A 20,815-nucleotide genomic window follows, 5' to 3' on the forward strand; every position below is an offset into this window, starting at 1 on the left:
CCATCCCTGAGAATTTTTCAGGGATCCAATTCGTGAAAAACGATGCTTGAGAAACTCACAGGGCACCTTTCCATCCCTGAGAATTTTTCAGGGATCCAATTCGTGAAAAACGATGCTTGAGAAACTCTCAAGGCACCTTACCATCCCTGAGAATTTTTCAGGGATCCAATTCGTGAAAACGATGCTTGAGAAACTCTCAAGGCACCTTACCATCCTTGAGAAATATTCAGGGATCCAATTCGTGAAAAATGATGCCTGAGAAACTCTCAAGGCACCTTACCATCCCTGAGAAATATTCAGGGATGAAATTCGTGAAAAATGATGCCTGAGAAAATCTCAGGGACACAACTAGACAAAGTTAAACCAAAACAGTATTACTTACTCTGAAGTTTTTCTTCATCATTCAGTGTTTCTATAATACGTTCTGCAGTCGGTTGAGGAACACCGATATGACGGTACTCTTCAATGTCTGCTTCTTTCATTCTTTGTAAGTTTTTAAAGTGCTTTAATAATTTTGTGCGGGTCTTCGGTCCAACACCTTCAATACTATCTAAGATTGATCCAAACTGAGATTTCGAACGGACATTTCTATGATAGCTAATCGCATAGCGATGGACTTCATCTTGGACTCTTTGTAGGAAGTGGAAGACTTGGCTTGTTGGTTCTAAAGGAATTATTTCCTCACTATAACCGTCCATTAAGGCAGCAGTTTTATGTTTGTCATCTTTTACCATACCAGCAACCGGAATTGTGATGCCTAATTCATTCTCCAACACATCTCTAGCTGCTCTAATTTGAATTTTCCCACCATCCATTAGGATTAAGTCAGGTAATTGTTTCTCTTCGCGTAGCAGTCTTGTGTAACGTCTACGAATGACTTCTTGAGTTGATGCGAACTCATTGGCACCTTCGACAGTTTTAATTTTGAATTTACGGTAGTTCTTTTTCTCAGGCTTCCCGTCGCGGTAAACAACCATACCTGATACTGCGTTTGATCCTTGGATATTAGAATGGTCAAACGATTCGATATAGTTTGCTTGCGGAATATTTAAAGCATCTGATAATTCGTCAATGGCACCTAAAGTTTTTCTTTCGCTCATCTCTATTAATCTGAATTTTTCATCCAAAGCAATGCGACTATTTTTTTCGCAAAGTTCTAATAAGCTACGTTTTTTCCCACGAAGGGGTGTCGATACTGGAACTTCAAGATATTCATTTAATAAATGATTATCAACATCACTTGGAACGAGTACCGCTTTAGGCATGAGTTGTGATTCTTCTTTATAGAATCGCGCAATATAAGTCGTGACTTCTTCTTCTGGATTATTATAGCTAGGGAAGATGGCGGCTTTACGTTTAAGAATCGAACCTTGTCTCAACATAAAGGTTTGAATCGATAACCAACCACGATCAAGGGTGTAACCAAAGACATCCATATTGTCATAGTCCTGACTCATAATGACTTGGCGTTCAATTGTTTTTTCGATATAACTAATTTGATCACGGTAATCCGCTGCTTGTTCAAAGTCTAATTTTTCTGCAGCAGTGTCCATTTTTGAACGTAAGTCATTTTTAATACTGTCGACGTTGCCTGCAAAGAATTTTTTGATATTCTCAATCTGAGCATCATATTCCGCTTGTTCTACTTTATGATCACAAGGTCCAATACATTGGCCAAGGTGATAGTAAAAGCAGGCACGCTTTTCGTTTTTAGCACATCTTCTTAAAGGATATGCTCGGTGCAATAATTGTTGGGTACTAGTTGCGGCATAAACATTTGGAAAGGGACCAAAGTAAGTTCCCCCATCTTTTTTCACTTCATTCGTAATAATTAATTGAGGATCTTCTTCTTTAGTAATTTTTAGATAAGGATACATTGTTGAGTCTTTGAGTCGAATGTTATAAATTGGCTTATATTCTTGAATAAGATTAATCTCAAGAATCAGCGCTTCTTTATCACTGTTAGTTATAATTGTTTCAAAATGATCGATTTCAGATACTAATTTTGTTGTCTTAGCATCATGAGCACCCCTAAAGTAAGAACGCACACGATTACGTAAATTCTTAGCTTTACCTACATATATAATGGTATCGTTCGCGTTTCGCATTAAATAACATCCTGGTAAATCAGGTAAGAGTTTTAGTTTTTGCTCAATGTTATATAAAACTTCACTGCGATTTTTAGTCGTCTTTTTTTCATTAGGGGTTCCTTCGTTAGTTGAATCTTGATGCATAAAGACACCTCCTATTAATTGGTTATATTTCTCTATTATTGTCAACATACTATTATACACGACAAAGTCAAGGTTTTGCTAATAAATTGACTATTAAAATGCAGTTAACTTTTTTATTTTATGTTGTCTTTTTTAATCCCTTATAAAAAATAATTCACTAGAACTATCCCAAAATAACAAGCTTATAACTGAACCTGTGGTATAATAGCATTACAGTAAATGAAGGACGTGTGTGTATGAAATTTAACGAATTTAATTATAATCGACCAGACCTAGATATTTTCAAAAAAGACTACCAAGAAAATATTGACCAAATTAAAAATGCTAATTCTGTCAAGGAAGCCTTAGAAGGCATTCATGAGATACAAGCATTACAAAATGAAATAAATACGCAATCAGAGTTAGCAGAAATTCGTTTCTCTATTAATACAAAAGATGCTTTTTATAAAAAAGAAAGTGATTTTTGGAATGAACAGCTACCAATTATTTCAGAATGGGAAACTGATTATTATCGTGCAATTTTAAACTCACCTTTTCTATCTGAATTAAAACAAGAAATTGCAGCACCATTTTTTGATATTATTGAGAACTCTCTAAAAGTATTTGACCCAACTATTATACCTTTATTACAACAAGAGAATAAATTAGTCTCAGAATATGATTCACTCATCGCATCAGCGGAAATTGATTATAAGGGAGAAACTTATAACTTATCTGGTTTGACACCATTCATGCAGTCAACTGACCGTCAGGAACGAAAAGCGACTTCTGAATTATATGCAAACTTTTTCCAAGAGAACTTAGCTGATTTTGATCGCATTTACGATGAATTAGTCAAAGTCCGTCATGAGATGGCAACCAGTCTTGGCTTTAAAGATTTTGTGGAGATGGGCTATGCGAGAATGAACCGCCTAGACTATACACGTTCGGATGTTGAAGTATTCCGTCGTGAAGTCTTGGAACAAATTGTGCCATTATCAACATATATTTATGACCGCCAAGCGAAACGTTTAGAGTTAGATGAGTTAAAATATTACGATCTAAACTTAAGCTTTCCAACAGGAAATGCGAAACCCATTGGGACTGCGTATGAGTTGATTCAAAAAGCTGAAAAGATGTATTCAGATATGTCACCTGAAACTGCGGACTTTTTCGACTTTATGGTTAAACATGATTTAATGGACTTATTAACTAAGTCAGGTAAGCAAAGTGGAGGGTATTGTACTCATATCCCGAACTTCAATGCTCCCTTTATTTTTGCTAATTTTAATGGGACTTCAGGAGACGTGGATGTATTAACACACGAGGCTGGGCATGCTTTCCAACTCTATCGTTCACGTTGGATTAATGAACCTGAGTTAATTTGGCCAACGCATGAAAGTTGTGAAATCCATTCGATGAGTATGGAATTTATCGCATGGCCATATATGGATGAGTTTTTCGGTGACAAAGTAGAAAAATACAAATACGCTCATCTTTCAGAAGCCGTGACCTTCTTACCTTATGGTGTCTTAGTAGATCACTTCCAACATGAAGTGTATGAAAACCCAACAATGACACCAGAAGAACGTCGTTCAAAATGGCGTGAATTAGAGAAACAATACACTCCTTGGAAAGAATATGATGACAATGAGTTTTATGAGCAAGGTGGATTATGGTTTAGACAATGCCATATCTTCAACTCACCATTCTACTATATTGATTACACATTAGCCCAAGTATGTGCCTTTCAGTTCTGGGAGCGAAGTCATGTGAAAGAAGACGATAGCTTCTGGTCTGATTACTTAAACATTTGTCGTGTAGGTGGAACGAAATCATTCCAAGAAATTGTGAAACTCGCTAACTTAAAATCACCTTTTGAAGAAAATAGTCTTTCAGAAGTTACTCAAGCCATTCAGACCTATTTAGAAGCCATTGACGAAGAGCAGTTAATATAAGAGGAGGAGTTCAATGATAAACGTAGGAACCATTGGTACTTCATGGATAACAGAGCAATTTATTAAAGCTAGTCAACTGACCAATCTATATAAGATTAAAGGAATCTATTCACGAAGTGCTTACCGAGCAAAAGATATTGCGACGATTTACAAGACAGACTACTATACGGACCAATTAAATAATATTTTATTTGATCCAGAAATTGATTTGATTTATATCGCAAGTCCCAATAGCATGCATTTTGAACAAGCAATGCAAGCGATAAAAGCTGGAAAGCATGTCATCATTGAGAAGCCAATGTTTTCAAGTGTTGAAGAATGGCATCAAGCACATGAAGAAGCGAAACGCATGAATGTCTTCATTTTTGAAGGTGCTTTGCATATTCATACGCGTAATTATCGTCGAATGAAGCAGTTAGTTCAGAATGAGATAAAAGCTTCTAAGCAGCCGTTTTTAGGGGCTAACTTTAATTTTGGGCAATACTCATCCAAATATGTTCAATATCGTGAAACAATGGATAATCACCAGATTGCACCAAATGTCTTCAACCTTGAGTTTTCAGGTGGGGCATTAATGGATTTAGGTGTATACCCAGTTTATGTCGTCCTTGATTTATTTGGTTTACCTCAATCAGTGCGCTACAACGCTCAAAAAGGGGAAAATGGTGTCGATATTTTCGGTACAATTTTATTCACATATGATAAATTTCAAGTATCGATATTTATCTCTAAAGCAGTGCATTCAAAACTGCCAAGTGAAATTTATGTAGACGATGAGACCATTATTATCCACGACGTGAGTCGCATTAGTAAAGTTGAGTTAATAAACCAAGAAGGTCAAAAGGCAGATGTGATTGATTACAAACCAGAGAATTATATGTATGATGAGTTACTGAATTTTGCTGAAGTGATTAATAATCCGGATAGTATTCACCAAAAAGTGCGCTATGAAGATTGGAAACAACTAAGCTTACAAGTGGCACAAACAATGGAGTTACTACGTAAATCAGCGAATATTTCTTTTGACACTGAAGAACAGAAATAGAAGATAAGAGAAGGAGCATATAATGCTTAATACATTTAGAACTGAACTCCAAGAATTTTGGAAAGAGAAAGAATTTCAAGAACCTACACCGGTTCAAGAGCAATTATTTAAAGAAGCATCAGAGGGGAACGACGTCATTGCTGTATCCCCAACGGGTACGGGTAAGACATTAGCTTACTTACTACCTATATTGAATCAAATTGAAGCAAATAAAACGTTGCAAGCAATTATTCTAGCGCCATCACAAGAATTAGTGATGCAAATTGGTGAAGTGGCACGCGAATGGGGTAAAGTTGTAGGCATTAAAACACAAACGCTCATCGGTGGTGCAAATATTAAACGCCAAATCGATAAGTTAAAAGATAAGCCAGAACTTATTATTGCAACACCTGGACGCTTTATCGAGTTAACAAGCAAGACGAAAAAAATAAAAGTTCACCTAGTAAAAACCATTGTTTTTGATGAAGCAGATTATTTATTTAAAGATGAACATAAAAGAACGATCGAATCAATTCAACAAACACTGATGCGTGATGTTCAAAAAGTTTATGCAAGTGCGACAATGACAGAGGAATTTGTCAATGATCGAAAAGCGGAGAATAATGACATTAAAGTCATCCGCATTGATTCGCAAGAATCAGTTAGCCATATTCAACATTATTTCATTACGGTTAATAATCGCTATAAAGTGGATGAACTGAAACGTTTAGCTCAGATGGATAACATGCGAGCCATTGTATTCTTCGAACAGATTAATCAAATTGAAGAAGTGGCAGCGAAGTTAATCTATGAGAATGTATCTGTCGTTGTCTTACATAGTGATGCGAGTAAACAAGAACGTGAGTATGCGATTCGAGCATTTAAAAATCATGACGTTACTTATCTTCTAACAACCGATGTTGCTAGTAGAGGGATGGATATCTCAGAAGTTCCTTACGTCATTCATTATAACCGTGTCCAAGATAGCCGAACGTATATTCATAGATCAGGACGGACAGGTCGAATGAACCGTGAAGGTATTGTTATCTCATTATTAAATCAACAAGAAGCGAATGATTTAGCAGCCATCTTAAAAGAAGAGAATATTCCATTAACCGAGAAAGTATTAAAAAATAGAATATTAATTGATCCAACTGAAACAAAAGGGTCGAAAAACCAAGATAAACAAGCTCAAAATAGAAGAAAACGTGTGTAAATTTACAAATTTACATAAACTTTACATTCATTTAGCTCTAAATTTACAATCGAGGGGTATAATCAGAGTAGGAAAAGATTAAGTGGCTTTGTAGTGGGAGGATAATATGCGTATAGCAATCGTAACAGAAACTTTTGTCCCAGCGACGGATGGTATTTGCACTCGCTTGGCAAACTTTGTTGTTCAATTAAAAGAAATTGGTCATGAAGTTATTGTTATTTCACCGGATCTTGGTATAAGCGACTATAAAGGAGTACCAGTTTACGGGCTTGAAACAGTGACATTTCCATTATATGGATCGCGTCCATGGGGTTTACCTTCTCGAAAGGTAAAGTCTATTTTCAAGAAATTTAAGCCAGATGTGGTACATGCTGTGAATCCAATCTCATTGGCTTCATCGGCTGTTCACTATGCAAATAAGTTAAATATCCCTTTAATAACGTCATACCATACTCATTTACCGAATTACTTAGACCATTATAATATGAGTTTATTTAAACCAGTTCTATGGGATTATATTCGTTTTTGGCATACAAAGTCTGACGTTAATATTACAGTCTCACAAAGCTTAATGGATGAACTGAATGATGAGATGATTCCCACTCATGGTGTCTTACCTCGAGGAATTGATATTGAAGGGCGTCATCCAGAATATTTTGATCAAGAATTATATAATGAATTAACGGACAATAATCCAAATAATAAATTATTAGTCTACGTTGGAAGATTGGCTCCAGAGAAGGATATCGATCATTTACGTGCAATCTTTGATGAGCGAGATGATTTATGTCTAGCCATTGTCGGAGATGGGCCAGACAGAGAACGCTTAGAAGAAGTCTTTGCTGGAACGAAGACGCACTTTTTAGGCTTTAAGCATGGTGAAGATTTGTCTAAAGCCTTTGCGACAGGAGATGCTTTTGTCTTCCCATCAACATCAGAGACCTTTGGTTTAGTAATCTCGGAAGCGATGGCGTCAGGCATACCTGTCATTGCCGCTGAAAGCGAACCAACCGTTGAACAAATTACGGATAAGGAGACAGGCTTAATCTATGAATCTGGTAATACTGAAAGTTTAATGAAGGCAATTAATAGTGTGGATAATCCATTATTAATGCAAAAACTTTCACTTAAAGGGCGTTCGGAAGCGCTAAAATATACTTGGGGTAATGCGACGCTAGAGATATTAGATTTTTATTCGCAAACGATCGAAGCGCATTAATACAAATACGACGGTATTCGTAAACAAGCTTAAGTCTGTTTAGAAAATGAATGTATTTTTTAGAATATTAACTGCCAATCAGCGGTTAGTATTCTTTTTTATTTATTATGATGCGTTTAAGCAATTAATTAGTACATTTTTCATAGATATAGTAGACTAATATAGGGAAGTAGGGTAAGAATTGTGAAAAAACAAAAGTATACTAGAAAAGATTGGCCAACTGAATGGACAGGGATAAACCCACGCGCTATGAAGGTTTATCGTAAATATGTTAATCGCGAATTTCCTGGCTATTGTGGTACATATACTGCTGCAGCTTTGGCACATTACGTTATTCAGAAAGATTATGAAAAAGAATTATCTATGGATGACTTAATTATTGGATTAAAACCACGCATTGATGGTCGATTTTGGTATAAAGGGACTTACCCTTGGGATTTAATCGGTGGATTAAAAGCTCTGTTCGAGGACGTCGATTATAAACCAAGGTGGCATCTTATTAGTAATCCAATCGTTACGAAAGAGTTATCTCAAGCAAAGCCCTACCCAGTTATTGTTGGAACAACTAAAGCGTTTGGAAGTAAGTATGGAAATCATTGGCTGTTAGTCTATGCATTTGGTTATAACAACGCAGGGCAATTATTTTATAAAGCATATGATAATCATGGTAAGATAAATGCAGTGATTCCTGCCAGTCAAACAATGGCTGCAGTATGGTTAGAAAGAAAGGACTGAATATAAATATGGTAGAATTTGATTATATAGTTATTGGTGGAGGAAGTGGCGGAATTTCTTCTGCAAACCGTGCGGCAGAGCATGGAGCAAAAGTAGCGGTAATTGAGGCCGTTGATTTAGGGGGAACGTGTGTAAACCGTGGGTGTGTCCCTAAGAAAGTTAGTTGGTATGCCTCAAGAGTTGCGGATAGTATTCATAAATACGGACCTGGATATGGTTTCCATGCTGAAAACACAAGCTTTAACTTTGTTGAATTTCGTGAAGCACGTGATGGTTACGTCAGTCGTTCAAGATCAGGTTATGAGAATAACATTGAAAAAAATGGCATAACTTTATATAGAGGTCACGCATCATTCGTTGATGGACACACCGTTGAAGTAAACGGCGAAACATTAACAGCTAAAAACATCTTAATCGCGACAGGTGGACGCCCAAGTAAGGTAGAAGTACCGGGTGGAGAATTAGTTGATAACTCAGATGATTTCTTCAACTGGACGACTTTACCTGAGAAAGTAGCTGTCGTTGGTGCAGGTTACATTGCCGTTGAATTATCACAAGTAATGAGTAACTTAGGGGTTGATACGACATTAGTCACAAGATATGAAAAACCATTACGTTCTTTTGATGACATGTTAAGTGATTTGCTACTTGGCGCAATCAATGAAGATGGACCGACACATATGCCTAATACCACCTTTACTGAATACCGTAAAAATGGTGATAAAATCGAATGTTTAGTAGACGGCGAAGTGAAACTAGTTGTTGACCGTGTTGTTGCAGCCGTTGGACGTGTCGCTAATACTGAAAATTTAGGTTTAGAAAATACTGCCATCACGGTTGATGAAAAAGGACAAATCAATGTCAATGATGGTCATGAAACTGAAGAAGCTGGCGTTTACGCGATTGGTGATGTGATTGATCGTGTTGATTTAACTCCAGTTGCGATTAGAGCAGGGCGTACGTTATCGGAATATTTATTTAATAATGGGGCAACTTCAGCAATTGATTATACAAATATTCCAACTGTTATCTTTAGCCATCCAGCGATTGGTACAATTGGATATTCAGAGAAAGACGCGATTAAAGAGTTTGGTGAAGAGAATATTAAAGTGTATACAAATACTTTCTATTCAATGTATGCTTCTGCAGCTTGGCATCGTGAACAAAATAAATTTAAACTCGTATGTTATGGGCCAGAAGAAGTCGTTATTGGCTTGCATGGTATCGGAGAAGGCGTTGATGAGATGATTCAAGGCTTTGGTGTAGCGATGAAGATGAAGGCTACAAAAGCTCAATTTGACTCAATTATTGCTATTCACCCAACAGGTGCAGAAGAATTTGTAACAATGAGATAAATAAAGAACCAGCGATTCCAATATGGGCATCGCTGGTTTTAGTTTTGATTGAAAATTAACCTTGAACAACTGAAAGTGAAAGAGCAGCTGTGTTGATAGCAACTGTTCCACCAATAGGGAATGTAAAGATTGGTTGAGTATGACCGAAGTTCACATTGTAGATGACCGGAATGCTTTGTAAAATCGAATGCTTATTCAATATGTAGTGAAGTGTATCTTCACTCATGTCTGATTCTTTAGGAAAGCGACCAATAATAACGGCAGCAGGTTCAGGATAAACTTGTAATAATGAAGCCAGATTTCTGGCAAAGTCAAAGGCATCGTTTTCTTCCGCACTTTCGATAAATAAGATCGCATCATCGACTTGAGGCATATATTGAGTCCCTTGAAGTAAATTAAAAGTATTTAAATTACCAACAATAGCAGTTCCGCTAGCCTTACCACTTGAGTATTCTGTCCATTCATTTTCTTTTAGATCCCGAGGTTTTTCTGGAATAAACCATTCATCACTCGTATAGAAGTCGCTTGGATTTAAGTTATAAGAATGTTTAGTTATCGCCGCTTGCCAAGCATTAGTCTGATAATCCTGAAGTTCCTTCATCTTAAAAGAGGAATAGGCTGGACCACTATAAGTTACTAAACCTGTTTTAGCAAAAATAGCATTTTGCAAAGCGGAAGTATCAGAATAACCACAAAGTATTTTTGGGTTACTTCTAATTAACTCATAGTCCAGATACGGTAGTAATTCATTCGAATTAAACCCACCAATCGAAGTTAAAATCATTTTAACTTGAGGATCACGAAATGCATCGTGTAAATCTTCGACGCGACTTTTAATGGAAGCTGAATTCATTTCATCCATCTCATCGATATGCCGACTGTAGCTAATCGTGTAACCGAGATCTGCGAAGTATTTGACGAGCTTCTCGTTATCAGCTTCAGAATTCACGCGTTTAATTGAAGAGCTAGGGCTCAACACGCGGATTTCATCATTAAATTGTAATTTACTTGGGTATATTTTTCCCATGTTATCCCTCCAACTGACATAATACTTTACATATTATAACAGAAAGATGATAATCATTATATAAAATGAAAAACAGGGCAAGTAAGGGATAAAAATTGAGGATATATATTGTGAACTGAATGTTAACAAAAAACATTGTTACATCAACGTTTTAAAGACTTATTTATAATTTTTTCAAAATGAAAGCCTGTTCTCAAGCCTTTATATTCGCAATAATAGCCACAAGTTGATATAATAAAGTTACAAAATGAAAATGTTTTGTATAATTAAAAAAAGGAGATGAATAATATGGGTTGGTTATGGTCACTAATCGTCGGTGGTATCATCGGATGGATAGCTGGAATGATTATGGGACGCGATATCCCAGGCGGTGTAATTGGTAATATTATTGCTGGTTTCGTCGGTTCATGGATCGGGAATCAATTTTTATCAGGCTTTGGTCCTGAAATTGGTGGATTGTTCATTATTCCTGCACTACTAGGTGCGGTCGTTCTTATTGCAATTGTTTCATTTATCCTACGCCAAATGCGTTAATATTTATTTAAATGATTAAAGCTAGTCGGATTCTATCCGACTAGTTTTTTTAGTGTCATAAATAAGCAAATATAGGACGATTAAAACGAGCAACTCTTAAATATTCAATAATCCTTTTTTATTATGCTTCTTTTCTGTTAGTTATGAATTTTTTTGGTATAATTGTTTTTATAGCAATATTAGGGGGTTACAGGATCGATGGAAGATTCAAAGTTAAAAGTAGTCAGCAAAGAATTGGTTGTAACAGATGATTTGATAATCCCTGGAACGACTCAAATCGATTTGACAAAGATATTAGAGAAAGCCATGGAAGTAAGTGGCTTACATGATAATTATTTACAGAATCAATTGAATGTTAAATTCATTCAAGAAAATCATACATGGGTCATCACTCAATATGAGATTCGAATTCTTAAAGAAGCAGAACTTAATGCTACACTTGAGATTGATACACGACTCATTGAAGTTAACCGTTTCTTCTGTACTCGACGTTATAGCGTTGTGAGTGATGGACAATTGTTATATGAAGTATTCGCTAAGTTCGCAGCCATTGATATGGAGAAGCGTCGAATAGTTAGAATTAATCCAGCTCCTTTAGAAACGGAAGATATTATTGACTCATCTTATACAATTGAATTTTCGAAGATTAAAGCATTCACGAATGTGGCAAACGAAGAAGATATTCGAGTTGGTATTGATGAAAGTGATATCGATGAGAACTTGCATGTGAATAATCTGGTCTATCTGAGGTGGGCGTACCGTACTATTCCGTCTAATATTAGCAGAAACTACAAGATGAAACGCATCCAAGTTAAATACGAGAAAGAAATACTCCCACAAGACACTGTGGCTATCTGTAATCAAGCTGATTTGGAAGAGAGTAAACAAACTCAACAAGTTATTTTTAATGAGAGCAATAATAAGATAGCAAGTGTCATAAATATAGAATGGGAATAAAAGAAAGGGAATAAGAATGATTACTTTAAAATCACAAAGAGAAATAGAACAAATGACAGAATCTGGAGAGATATTAGCAAGTATTCATGAAGAATTACGCGACTTTATCAAACCAGGGGTTACGACGAATCAGATTGATAAATTCGTTCAAAAACGTATTGAAGGCGCTGGGGCAGTCGCAGCTCAAATTGGTTACGAAGGGTATAAATACGCAACATGTATTAGTGTGAATGACGAAATCTGTCACGGTTTCCCATCAGGGTATGTACTTAAAGCCGGTGACATTGCGAATGTTGACTTTTGTGTTGACTTAAATGGTGCAATTTCTGATAGCTGTTGGACATACGCTGTTGGAGAATTAACTCCAGAGCACCAACGTCTAGTTGATGTCACTTATAAAGCATTAATGTTAGGTGTCGAACAAGCTGTTGTAGGGAACCGTATTGGAGATATCGGTCATGCAATTCAAACTTATGCAGAAGGCGAAGGTTTCGGTGTTGTTCGTGACTTTATTGGACATGGTATTGGCCCAACAATTCACGAAGAGCCAGCAATTCCTCACTACGGTTTAGCTGGGAAAGGTCTACGCTTAAAAGAGGGTATGACCATTACAATCGAACCAATGATTACAACGGGAACTTGGAAGATGAAAATGGATGATAATGGTTGGACTGCTCGTACGCGTGACGGTGGATATTGTGCACAATTTGAACATTCAATTGCAATCACTAAAGAAGGCCCAGTTTTAATGACAAAGCAAAAAGGTGAATAGAAAAATTGAGGGAGTCCATTCGGATTCCCTCAATTTTTTATGCTTTAAGTTCTTTACCTAAGGCAATGATATGTTGTTTTAATTCATCTTTAATTTCTGGATGATCCAGACCAATTTCGACACTCATTTCAAGGAAGCCAAATTTACTTCCTACATCATATCTTTTACCATCAAAGCGTTTAGCAAAGACGCGTTGCGATTTGTTTAATGTATCGATCGCATCAGTTAATTGAATTTCGTTACCAGCACCAGGTGCTTGGTTTTCTAAAATTTCAAATATTTCTGGAGTTAATAAGTAGCGTCCAATAATAGCCAAATTACTTGGTGCATCTTCTGGATTTGGTTTTTCAACAAAACGCTCCACATTATAGATCCCTTCAGCATATTCACGTTCTGGTGCGATGACACCGTATTTGTTTGTATCTTCATAAGGTACTTCCATAACCGCAATGTTAGACGCATGTGTTTCGTCATAAACATTAATCAGTTGCTTCGTTAATGGAACCTCACTTTGCATCACGTCATCACCTAGCATAACAATGAATGGTTCATCACCAATGAAAGCTTTTGCTTGAAGAACTGCGTGGCCCAGACCTTTAGGATAAGCTTGGCGGACAAAGAATAAGTTAACATTGGTTGTATCGTTAACAATGTCTAACAAATCTTCTAAGCCATTTTCTCTAAGATGTTCTTCTAGTTCGATATTTGAGTCGAAATGATCTTCAATCGGACGTTTACTTTTACCAGTTACAATTAAAATGTCTTCAATACCTGAAGCAACAGCTTCTTCAACAATAAATTGAATCGTTGGTTTATCTACAATAGGTAACATTTCTTTTGCCATTGCCTTCGTTGCAGGTAAGAATCGAGTTCCTAAACCAGCAGCAGGTATCACTGCTTTTTTTACTTTACTCATTGATAGACTCCTTTGTAATTAATTGATATAAGTTTAAATATTCTTGATTAATCTTATCCCATTTAAATCTTTGCATTTGTTCCATCGCTTGTTGAGACATTTGTGCATAATTTTGACGAATGTAATCAACCGCTTGATTGAACTCAGTTTGACTTTTATGATCCACACTCATCCCAATTTCTTTGTTGGGGAAGAAATTATCAAAGCCTTCACCTTTTGTATAAATGACTGGCAAGCCTTGGCTCATTGCTTCTACATAAACAAGACCAAATGTTTCAGGGTAGGAGAGCATTGCAAAAATATCCATCGAGCGATATAACTCTTTCATACTTTCCATATCTTGTTTACCATGATAAGTAACGACCGGCATTTGTTGTAACTCTTTTAGAATGGAATCGTCCCAACTTGGACCGATAATATGAAGTTCAGCAGGCGAGTGTTCTGGAGAATAACTTTGAACTAATCCAGCTAATTCTACGAAACGCTTCAATGCCATAATCTTACCGGTTGTGACGATTCTTAAAGGTTGATGCAAGTTAGACTTTTTATCTTTATAACGATTATCATGCCAATAATCACTGACACCATTTGGAATAATATGGGCTTTTTCTTTTAGAGTAGCTTGTAGAGAATCAGGGATGTATGTTTCAAAAATTTCGTTGTAAGTATTTTTTGAAATAAATACAATTTTTGAAGCATGCTTTAAGATGTTAATCCCAGTTTTTCTCATCCAAGGCATTCTTTGAAAGAATGTGCGCATATCGGCATTACGAACAGCAACGACATATGGAATATTATATTTCTTATGAAGTTGCAGTGCGAGCCAACCGTTTGAGAATAATGAATGCGCGTGAATTAATTGATAAGACTCAAAGTCATAACGAGTGAGTAAATCCGTTAATATTAAATGATGTTTAATCGGGAATACCCAACGAGTCAGTTGATGATGATTTCGACTGACCGTAGTATATTCTCCACTCGTTGATAACCTGTCTTCTGGATATTGATGCGGGATCGGTACATAAACATCAATATCAATATCCGACTCAACTTGGCGACTATATAATTGGTTAAATAGGCCGGAAGTTGAGAAGTATGAATTTATATGTAATATTTTCATGAAAAAATCCTTCTAAAATTATTCAGCCTCTAATTCTTCAATTCGAATCTCATAAGATTCGATTCGTTCTTCAAGACTTTCGATTTGTCCGAGTATTTCATTCGAAGAGGTATATGTATCAACTTCGGGAACCCTAAATATTTGCATAAATAAATATAAAGTAATAAAGAAAATGACAATGACGATAACTAAGAAAAACCAACCATTACGATCAAATCGTCGGTCAAATTGTTCTAATCGTTTTACTAGCTCCTGCTCTAACGCGTTTCCAGTTTTATTCTCATCTGACATACAACATACCTCCTAGTTTTTTGAGCTTAAAAAGCCCATTCCCCATTTCTAAAGATTGGAACAACTGTACCGTCTTCTTTGATACCATCAATGTTCATTTCTCCGTTACCAACCATGAAGTCAACATGGACGTTTGAACGGTTTAAACCAGCGTCTTCTAGTTGGTCACGATCCATTTTAGCTCCGCCTTGAACAGATGTTGCATAGGCTTGTCCTAAAGCTAAGTGGTTTGATGCGTTTTCGTCGAATAAAGTATTGTAGAAGATAATTGCTGATTGAGAAATTGGTGATTTGTGTGGTACTAAAGCAACTTCACCTAATGATTTTGAACCTTTGTTATCATTGATTAAAGCTTTAAGTGTTTCTTCACCTTGTTCTGCAGATACTTCAACAACTTCGCCATCTTTAAAGTTGAAAGTCATACCATCGATCACTGTTCCACCATAACTTAATGGTTTAGATGATGTAATTGTTCCTTCTGCACGACGGAAATCAGGTGCTGTAAATACTTCTTCTGTTGGCATATTAGCAATGAATACTTCGCCGTTTTCGTTCACACTTCCAGCACTTTCCCATACGTGATTTTTTGGTAAACCAAGTGTAAAGTCAGTTCCAGGACCAGTGTAGTGTAATTGATCAAATTGTTCAGCATTTAAGAAGTCTGCTTTTTCGTTTAATGTTGATTCATGAGCATCCCATGCTTCAACAGGGTTTTCTTCATAAACACGAGTTGTTTTGAAGATTTGGTCCCATAATGCATCCACTTGTTCTTCAGTTGTCTCTAATTCTGGGAAAACTAATTTTGCCCATTCTTCACCCGCTCCGGCACATACTAACCAGCTCACTACGTTTGCTTGAGTGGCGTTACGTACTTTTTCTAATGCTTGAGAAGATGCTAATTGGCTTTCGCTAATTTTTTTAGGGTCAACACCTTTTAAAGCGTTTGGATTTGATGAGCGAAGTGCAATGCGTTTCGCGCGTTTATCTAATAGATCATGTGCTTTATCAACTTTGTATTGAGGAATATCCGTTAATGTTTCAACGTCTTGTCCTTCATAGTTAACGCGAGTGATGATGTCATCTGACCAGTTTACGATCACTTTTTTCGCACCAGATTGGTATGCATTTTTAACAACAAGGCGAACTAAAGGTGCTTGCTCAATATCAGCATTGATAAGTACGTAATCGTCCTCACCAACAGCAATCCCTTTATTCACGATTAAATCTGCATATTTGTTTAATAATGTATCAAAATTTTCTAACACAATAAATTCCTTCTTTCCCTCATTAGTTTTCATATTTGGCGACAATGTCATCAGCAAGTTTCTTAAGAAGTTCTTCATCTTCTTCTTCAGGGTAAAGATTAACCTTTACGCCTGTCCCGCCTTTAACGGCACCCGCTTTTTCAAATTGTTCTTCAAAGTCATCTACGGCACTGCAGAAGACAGGGTAGAAATCGTCACCTGAACCAAACACACCATACACTTTCCCAGACAGGTCCAATTCCGCCAATTCTTCATGGAATTCTTCCATCTCATCGGGTAGAACACCGTCAACACCGTATGTGTAACTTCCCACTAAGACGATATCATAGTCTAGGAAATCCTCTGGCTCTGAAAGCATTACATCTTCCATTGTTACATCGATGCCATCCTCTTCGAGCTGGGCAGACACAATTTCAGCACATGCTTCCGTATTACCAGTTAAACTTGTATAAATTATCAACGCTTCGGCCATGCATTGCCTCCTTATAATGTAATTCTAAATTATTATATCAAAGATATGTTTATTCTAACAGTTGTTATTCTTAAGAACAGTAAAACACCTACGGAATGAACCAATTATATGAACTTTGTTATAAATGTATTAAGACAATTAAAAGAGACAGAAGTTATGCTATAATATGCCAATGAACAAATAATTATGTGAGGTGTGAATATTGGCTATTTTAGTACCAGGTGGGGCAGGATATATTGGAAGCCACACTGTTGTAGAATTATTAAATAATGGATATGAAGTAATTATCGCTGACAATTATAGTAATAGTAGTCCGATCGCCATAGAACGAATTAAAGAAATTACTGGTAAAGATGTCGTCGCTTATGACGTTGATATTCTTGATAAAGATGGATTAAACGATATATTTGAAAAACATAATGTCGAAGCAGTGCTTCACTTTGCTGCATATAAAGCGGTTGGTGAGTCTGTTGAGAAACCTTTAATGTATTATCACAATAATATTGAAGGAACCGTGTCGCTTTTAGAAGTAATGACTAAGCACAATGTTAAAAAAATTGTCTACAGTTCATCGGCTACGGTTTATGGTACAGAGAATGTGTCTCCTTTAGATGAGACAATGCCAACTTATACAGCAACGAATCCTTATGGATACACAAAAATTGTGAATGAAAACTTATTAAAAGACGTGGCCTATGCGGACCAAGAGTGGGGCGTAACGTTATTAAGATACTTCAATCCAATTGGATCACATGAAAGTGGTTTAATTGGTGAAGATCCTAAAGGCGTACCAAATAACTTAATGCCTTATATTACGCAAGTAGCTGTAGGTAAGTTAGAAGAATTAAGTGTCTTTGGTGACGATTATGATACACCAGATGGCACTGGCGTGAGAGATTATATTCATGTCGTTGACCTCGCTAAAGGACACGTGAAAGCGTTAGAAGAGTTACTCGATTATACAGGAACGAATATCTATAATCTTGGAACAGGCGAAGGTTATAGTGTTCTAGACTTAGTAAATGCTTTTGAGAAAGCAACGAATAAGCCAATTAATTATAAGGTTATCGCAAGACGTCCAGGTGATGTGGCTGAAGTTTATGCGAATCCTAACTTAGCCCACAGAGAAATCGGTTGGAAAGCTGAGAAGACCCTTGAAGAAATGTGTCAAGATAGTTGGCGTTGGCAACAAAACAACCCTAATGGTTATGTAGACTAGTAATGAGGCGATAAAGTGGTAAGGAAACAAAAATTAACAAGAGACAGTTATCCTACCTATGAAGGACGGGTTAAACAAAAGTCCAAGACAAAATGGTTCATTATTCTTTTTATCTTGATGATTTTAGTTATCATTGCTGGATTTTATATCTTCTATCAGTATTCGACGATAGAAGAAACTTATCAATCAACAGTATATGAAGAAGAAATTGTTCCTCATCTTGCTGAGCAACAGGACATAGCAGACGAGGCGCCATATACAGTGTTGTTCGTAGCTTTGGACAATGTTTATTATGATGGTGCTCAAGTTGAGGAAGCCTTATGGTCAACACTTTACTATGTTGATCCAGAACAAAATTCAATTCAAGCGGTGAATATTCCGATGAATTTAATCGTAAGAAGTAACGGCAATGAAGAGGTGAATCTTCTAACTTATGCTGACGGTGGCCTCACAAGTATTAAAGAGACGATAGAAAGTTTATTTGAAGTTGAATTGAATTATATTTCTGCAATGCGACTGCAAAACATTCGTGATATCGTAGATCCAATCGAACCTATTACGGTGAATGTCCCAGTAGATATTGAAGATTTATCAATTAATAGTAATCAAGCAGTTCAATTTAGTGGTATAGAAATCATGAATTTAATTGATGAAGGGAACGAATTACCTACTTTAGAGCAATCGGATCTTCATCATGCGATATTAAACAGCCTTTATACACATTTCTTTAAGTTTGAGAATATATTACAACTTCCAGAAAATTTTGAAAATGCTGAATATGTTATCCAAACTGAGGTGCCTTTTACAAAATTAGTTGAAATTTATCGCAATGATGATTATAATTTAACGAATGTCGACCTCAATGAGTTAGTTCAATTAGAAAGAACTCAAATGGAACATCGATATATATACTTTGCAGACTTGAATGAAATTAAAGAAGTTGTCTCAAGAATGGCTTCTGCTATAGACGAGTTTGCTAATAAGGACTGAGAGTAATTTGAAACGATTTTTTACAACAAATGGTAAATTTAGTATTTGGAAAACAATACGAAATTTAATCATTATAATTATATTAGTTGCTGCAGCTATTGGAGGTTACCTATATGGTAACGTTCTAAACGCAATTAATAATACGAATCAAGACGTAAATGTACAAAACATTCGTGACACAAATGTGCAGATTACTGAAGGAGATCCAATTAATGTCTTAGTAGTAGGGACTGATGGGGGCGCAGAAAGACAAGAGGACGACGGTTATGTGAGTCGATCTGATACTTTAATGCTTATTAATTTAAACCCAGAAACCGGTACAACGAAGATGGTCAGTATTCCGCGAGATACGATTACAAATATTGATGGTCAAGATGAACCCGATAAGATTAATCACGCGTATGCATATGGTGGGATTGATTTAACAATTGATACAGTACAAGATTTCTTACAAGTACCCATAGATTACTATTTAGTAGTGAACATGGACGGCTTATCAGAAATGATTGATGCCATCGGTGGGATAGAAATTGTGAGTCCATTATCTTTTGAATATCGTGGAACTGAGTTCCATGAAGGAGAGCGAAGAGAAGTAGATGGTGTGAAGGCGATGAACTTTGCTCGTATGCGTTATGACGATCCCCAAGGTGAGCTTGGACGTCAGAACAGACAAAAGATTGTTATTAAAGCCATCATTGATAAAGCGTTAAGTTTAGATGCAGTCGTCCAATATCCAAGGCTAATTAATGTAGCTAGTCGATATGTAACGACCAATGTTGATTTGAATGAAGTATTATCAATCTACCAACAGTATCTGCCAGCATTAAATAATATTTCTTCAGTACAATTTGAAACGTTAGAAGAAATTCAAATTGATGAAATTGCCTACTATCACATACCTTTAAATGCTCGAGTAAAAGTTGCGAATGAATTTCGTTATGTGAGCAACATGCCTTCAATTACAGCAAGTGATTTAGAGGATCCACTAGGTATCCAAGAAAGTGAAGAGCGGGCTAAATCTTTAGCGGTTATTATTAATCAATATCCAACAGGGCTTTCGGAAGAAGATTTACAAGAACTGAACGAAAGACAAACATCTTTAGAAACGGCAAGGGAAACAATTGCTCAACCCGCTCCTGTGGAGAATAATAACTCAACACCAAACAACAATGAATATTGGGAAGAACCAGAATATAGTCAACCCACACAACCGACTCAACCGAATTACCCGCCGGAGGAAAGTACAACTCAACCACCGGTAGAATCACAAGAGCCGGAAGTGCCTGCAGAACCAGAATTACCTGAAACTAGTACACCAGATTATGATGACGGTGAAAATGAACAAGAAGGCAGTTATTCTGAAGAAGCTTCTAATTCTACCCAAGCAAATGAAGGACAAAGTTCAAGAACAAATGATTCGAGTATTAGTTAATTGCTAATACCCGAATAAAAAAACGCTGACGACAACACTCACGATGGATTAAATCTTATCATTGTGGGTGTTTCATCGCGTTAAAGAGTCGACTTTAATA

19 protein-coding genes are annotated in these 20,815 nt (G+C 36.4%); 12 read left to right on the plus strand and 7 right to left on the minus strand.

The genetic code is table 11. From position 1 onward, the window contains the following. Window positions 1-374: 374 nt before the first annotated feature. Window positions 375-2,234 carry an excinuclease ABC subunit UvrC gene (gene uvrC / locus ACEN3Z_RS02090; protein ID WP_138404319.1) on the minus strand — a complete coding sequence of 620 codons (1,860 nt, stop codon included), beginning with the start codon at window positions 2,232-2,234 and terminating at the stop codon, window positions 375-377. A gap of 236 nt (window positions 2,235-2,470) precedes the next feature. On the opposite strand from uvrC, the gene ACEN3Z_RS02095 reads away from it, so the two are divergent. The 6 genes from ACEN3Z_RS02095 to gorA all read left to right on the plus strand — a co-directional run bounded on the left by ACEN3Z_RS02095 (window position 2,471) and on the right by gorA (window position 9,720). Then, entirely contained in the window at window positions 2,471-4,171 is a 1,701-nt protein-coding gene (locus ACEN3Z_RS02095) for a M3 family oligoendopeptidase (protein ID WP_407089390.1), read from the plus strand. Between the two features lie 13 nt (window positions 4,172-4,184). Then, window positions 4,185-5,216, plus strand: coding sequence for a Gfo/Idh/MocA family protein (locus ACEN3Z_RS02100; protein ID WP_407089391.1), 1,032 nt, complete (start codon window positions 4,185-4,187; stop codon window positions 5,214-5,216). 22 nt (window positions 5,217-5,238) lie between these two features. Further along, window positions 5,239-6,411 (plus strand): DEAD/DEAH box helicase, encoded by a 1,173-nt coding sequence (locus ACEN3Z_RS02105; RefSeq protein ID WP_138404316.1) that lies wholly within the window; start codon window positions 5,239-5,241, stop codon window positions 6,409-6,411. Between the two features lie 106 nt (window positions 6,412-6,517). Next, window positions 6,518-7,630, plus strand: coding sequence for a glycosyltransferase family 4 protein (locus ACEN3Z_RS02110; RefSeq protein ID WP_407089392.1), 1,113 nt, complete (start codon window positions 6,518-6,520; stop codon window positions 7,628-7,630). Between the two features lie 183 nt (window positions 7,631-7,813). Beyond that, entirely contained in the window at window positions 7,814-8,365 is a 552-nt protein-coding gene (locus ACEN3Z_RS02115) for a dihydrolipoamide dehydrogenase (RefSeq protein WP_338489672.1), read from the plus strand. 8 nt (window positions 8,366-8,373) lie between these two features. Beyond that, the gene (gene gorA / locus ACEN3Z_RS02120) at window positions 8,374-9,720 is read left to right on the plus strand and encodes a glutathione-disulfide reductase (protein ID WP_407089418.1); all 1,347 of its coding nucleotides are present in this window, start codon (window positions 8,374-8,376) and stop codon (window positions 9,718-9,720) included. Between the two features lie 55 nt (window positions 9,721-9,775). Here gorA and ACEN3Z_RS02125 read toward each other — a convergent pair whose 3' ends face one another. Beyond that, on the minus strand, window positions 9,776-10,747 hold the full coding sequence (locus ACEN3Z_RS02125; protein WP_407089393.1) for a S66 peptidase family protein: 972 nt from the start codon (window positions 10,745-10,747) through the stop codon (window positions 9,776-9,778). Window positions 10,748-11,035: 288 nt separating this feature from the next. Here ACEN3Z_RS02125 and ACEN3Z_RS02130 point away from each other — a divergent pair, with 288 nt between their 5' ends. The 3 genes from ACEN3Z_RS02130 to map all read left to right on the plus strand — a co-directional run bounded on the left by ACEN3Z_RS02130 (window position 11,036) and on the right by map (window position 13,010). Next, window positions 11,036-11,281, plus strand: coding sequence for a GlsB/YeaQ/YmgE family stress response membrane protein (locus ACEN3Z_RS02130; protein WP_407089394.1), 246 nt, complete (start codon window positions 11,036-11,038; stop codon window positions 11,279-11,281). Between the two features lie 198 nt (window positions 11,282-11,479). Further along, window positions 11,480-12,238, plus strand: a complete 759-nt coding sequence (locus ACEN3Z_RS02135; RefSeq protein ID WP_407089395.1) for an acyl-[acyl-carrier-protein] thioesterase — start codon at window positions 11,480-11,482, stop codon at window positions 12,236-12,238. A gap of 16 nt (window positions 12,239-12,254) precedes the next feature. Continuing rightward, entirely contained in the window at window positions 12,255-13,010 is a 756-nt protein-coding gene (gene map / locus ACEN3Z_RS02140; protein WP_407089396.1) for a type I methionyl aminopeptidase, read from the plus strand. 37 nt (window positions 13,011-13,047) lie between these two features. On the opposite strand, the gene galU is transcribed toward map, so the two are convergent. The 5 genes from galU to ACEN3Z_RS02165 are packed head-to-tail and all read right to left on the minus strand — an operon-like array spanning window position 13,048 to window position 17,074. After that, window positions 13,048-13,926 carry a UTP--glucose-1-phosphate uridylyltransferase GalU gene (gene galU / locus ACEN3Z_RS02145; RefSeq protein WP_138404968.1) on the minus strand — a complete coding sequence of 293 codons (879 nt, stop codon included), beginning with the start codon at window positions 13,924-13,926 and terminating at the stop codon, window positions 13,048-13,050. Further along, complete coding sequence (locus ACEN3Z_RS02150; RefSeq protein WP_407089397.1) at window positions 13,919-15,046, minus strand: glycosyltransferase family 4 protein; 1,128 nt, start codon at window positions 15,044-15,046, stop codon at window positions 13,919-13,921. The genes galU and ACEN3Z_RS02150 overlap by 8 nt, the downstream gene beginning before the upstream one ends. An 18-nt stretch (window positions 15,047-15,064) precedes the next feature. Continuing rightward, window positions 15,065-15,337: a hypothetical protein gene (locus ACEN3Z_RS02155; protein WP_138404970.1), complete on the minus strand. Its 273-nt coding sequence runs from the start codon at window positions 15,335-15,337 to the stop codon at window positions 15,065-15,067. Between the two features lie 26 nt (window positions 15,338-15,363). Next, window positions 15,364-16,605 carry an aminopeptidase gene (locus tag ACEN3Z_RS02160; protein WP_407089420.1) on the minus strand — a complete coding sequence of 414 codons (1,242 nt, stop codon included), beginning with the start codon at window positions 16,603-16,605 and terminating at the stop codon, window positions 15,364-15,366. A 19-nt stretch (window positions 16,606-16,624) separates the two neighbouring features. Further along, on the minus strand, window positions 16,625-17,074 hold the full coding sequence (locus tag ACEN3Z_RS02165) for a flavodoxin (protein WP_407089398.1): 450 nt from the start codon (window positions 17,072-17,074) through the stop codon (window positions 16,625-16,627). Window positions 17,075-17,276: 202 nt separating this feature from the next. Between ACEN3Z_RS02165 and galE the strand changes: the two genes are divergently transcribed. From galE to ACEN3Z_RS02180, 3 genes are read left to right on the plus strand one after another with little or no spacing between them, the layout of a single operon-like run. Next, a complete protein-coding gene (gene galE / locus ACEN3Z_RS02170) occupies window positions 17,277-18,293 on the plus strand; it encodes a UDP-glucose 4-epimerase GalE (RefSeq protein WP_407089399.1) in 1,017 nt (338 codons plus the stop codon). A gap of 15 nt (window positions 18,294-18,308) precedes the next feature. Then, a complete protein-coding gene (locus ACEN3Z_RS02175) occupies window positions 18,309-19,283 on the plus strand; it encodes an LCP family protein (protein WP_407089400.1) in 975 nt (324 codons plus the stop codon). Window positions 19,284-19,290: 7 nt separating this feature from the next. Then, entirely contained in the window at window positions 19,291-20,715 is a 1,425-nt protein-coding gene (locus ACEN3Z_RS02180; protein WP_407089402.1) for an LCP family protein, read from the plus strand. The last annotated feature ends 100 nt before the right edge of the window (window positions 20,716-20,815 follow it).

The organism is Ruoffia sp. FAM 26254 (assembly GCF_045528545.1).
Classification (GTDB): Bacteria; Bacillota; Bacilli; order Lactobacillales; family Aerococcaceae; genus Ruoffia; species Ruoffia halotolerans.

Excerpts from the sequence above, each read along its gene's own strand:
- ACEN3Z_RS02100 (WP_407089391.1), top strand. The coding sequence starts at position 4,185 with ATGATAAACGTAGGAACCATTGGTACTTCATGGATAACAGAGCAATTT.
- ACEN3Z_RS02135 (WP_407089395.1), top strand. The coding sequence starts at position 11,480 with ATGGAAGATTCAAAGTTAAAAGTAGTCAGCAAAGAATTGGTTGTAACA.
- ACEN3Z_RS02105 (WP_138404316.1), top strand. The coding sequence starts at position 5,239 with ATGCTTAATACATTTAGAACTGAACTCCAAGAATTTTGGAAAGAGAAA.
- ACEN3Z_RS02110 (WP_407089392.1), top strand. The coding sequence starts at position 6,518 with ATGCGTATAGCAATCGTAACAGAAACTTTTGTCCCAGCGACGGATGGT.
- ACEN3Z_RS02150 (WP_407089397.1), bottom strand. The coding sequence starts at position 15,046 with ATGAAAATATTACATATAAATTCATACTTCTCAACTTCCGGCCTATTT.
- gorA (WP_407089418.1), top strand. The coding sequence starts at position 8,374 with ATGGTAGAATTTGATTATATAGTTATTGGTGGAGGAAGTGGCGGAATT.
- uvrC (WP_138404319.1), bottom strand. The coding sequence starts at position 2,234 with ATGCATCAAGATTCAACTAACGAAGGAACCCCTAATGAAAAAAAGACG.
- ACEN3Z_RS02125 (WP_407089393.1), bottom strand. The coding sequence starts at position 10,747 with ATGGGAAAAATATACCCAAGTAAATTACAATTTAATGATGAAATCCGC.
- galU (WP_138404968.1), bottom strand. The coding sequence starts at position 13,926 with ATGAGTAAAGTAAAAAAAGCAGTGATACCTGCTGCTGGTTTAGGAACT.
- ACEN3Z_RS02130 (WP_407089394.1), top strand. The coding sequence starts at position 11,036 with ATGGGTTGGTTATGGTCACTAATCGTCGGTGGTATCATCGGATGGATA.
- map (WP_407089396.1), top strand. The coding sequence starts at position 12,255 with ATGATTACTTTAAAATCACAAAGAGAAATAGAACAAATGACAGAATCT.
- ACEN3Z_RS02095 (WP_407089390.1), top strand. The coding sequence starts at position 2,471 with ATGAAATTTAACGAATTTAATTATAATCGACCAGACCTAGATATTTTC.
- ACEN3Z_RS02165 (WP_407089398.1), bottom strand. The coding sequence starts at position 17,074 with ATGGCCGAAGCGTTGATAATTTATACAAGTTTAACTGGTAATACGGAA.
- ACEN3Z_RS02155 (WP_138404970.1), bottom strand. The coding sequence starts at position 15,337 with ATGTCAGATGAGAATAAAACTGGAAACGCGTTAGAGCAGGAGCTAGTA.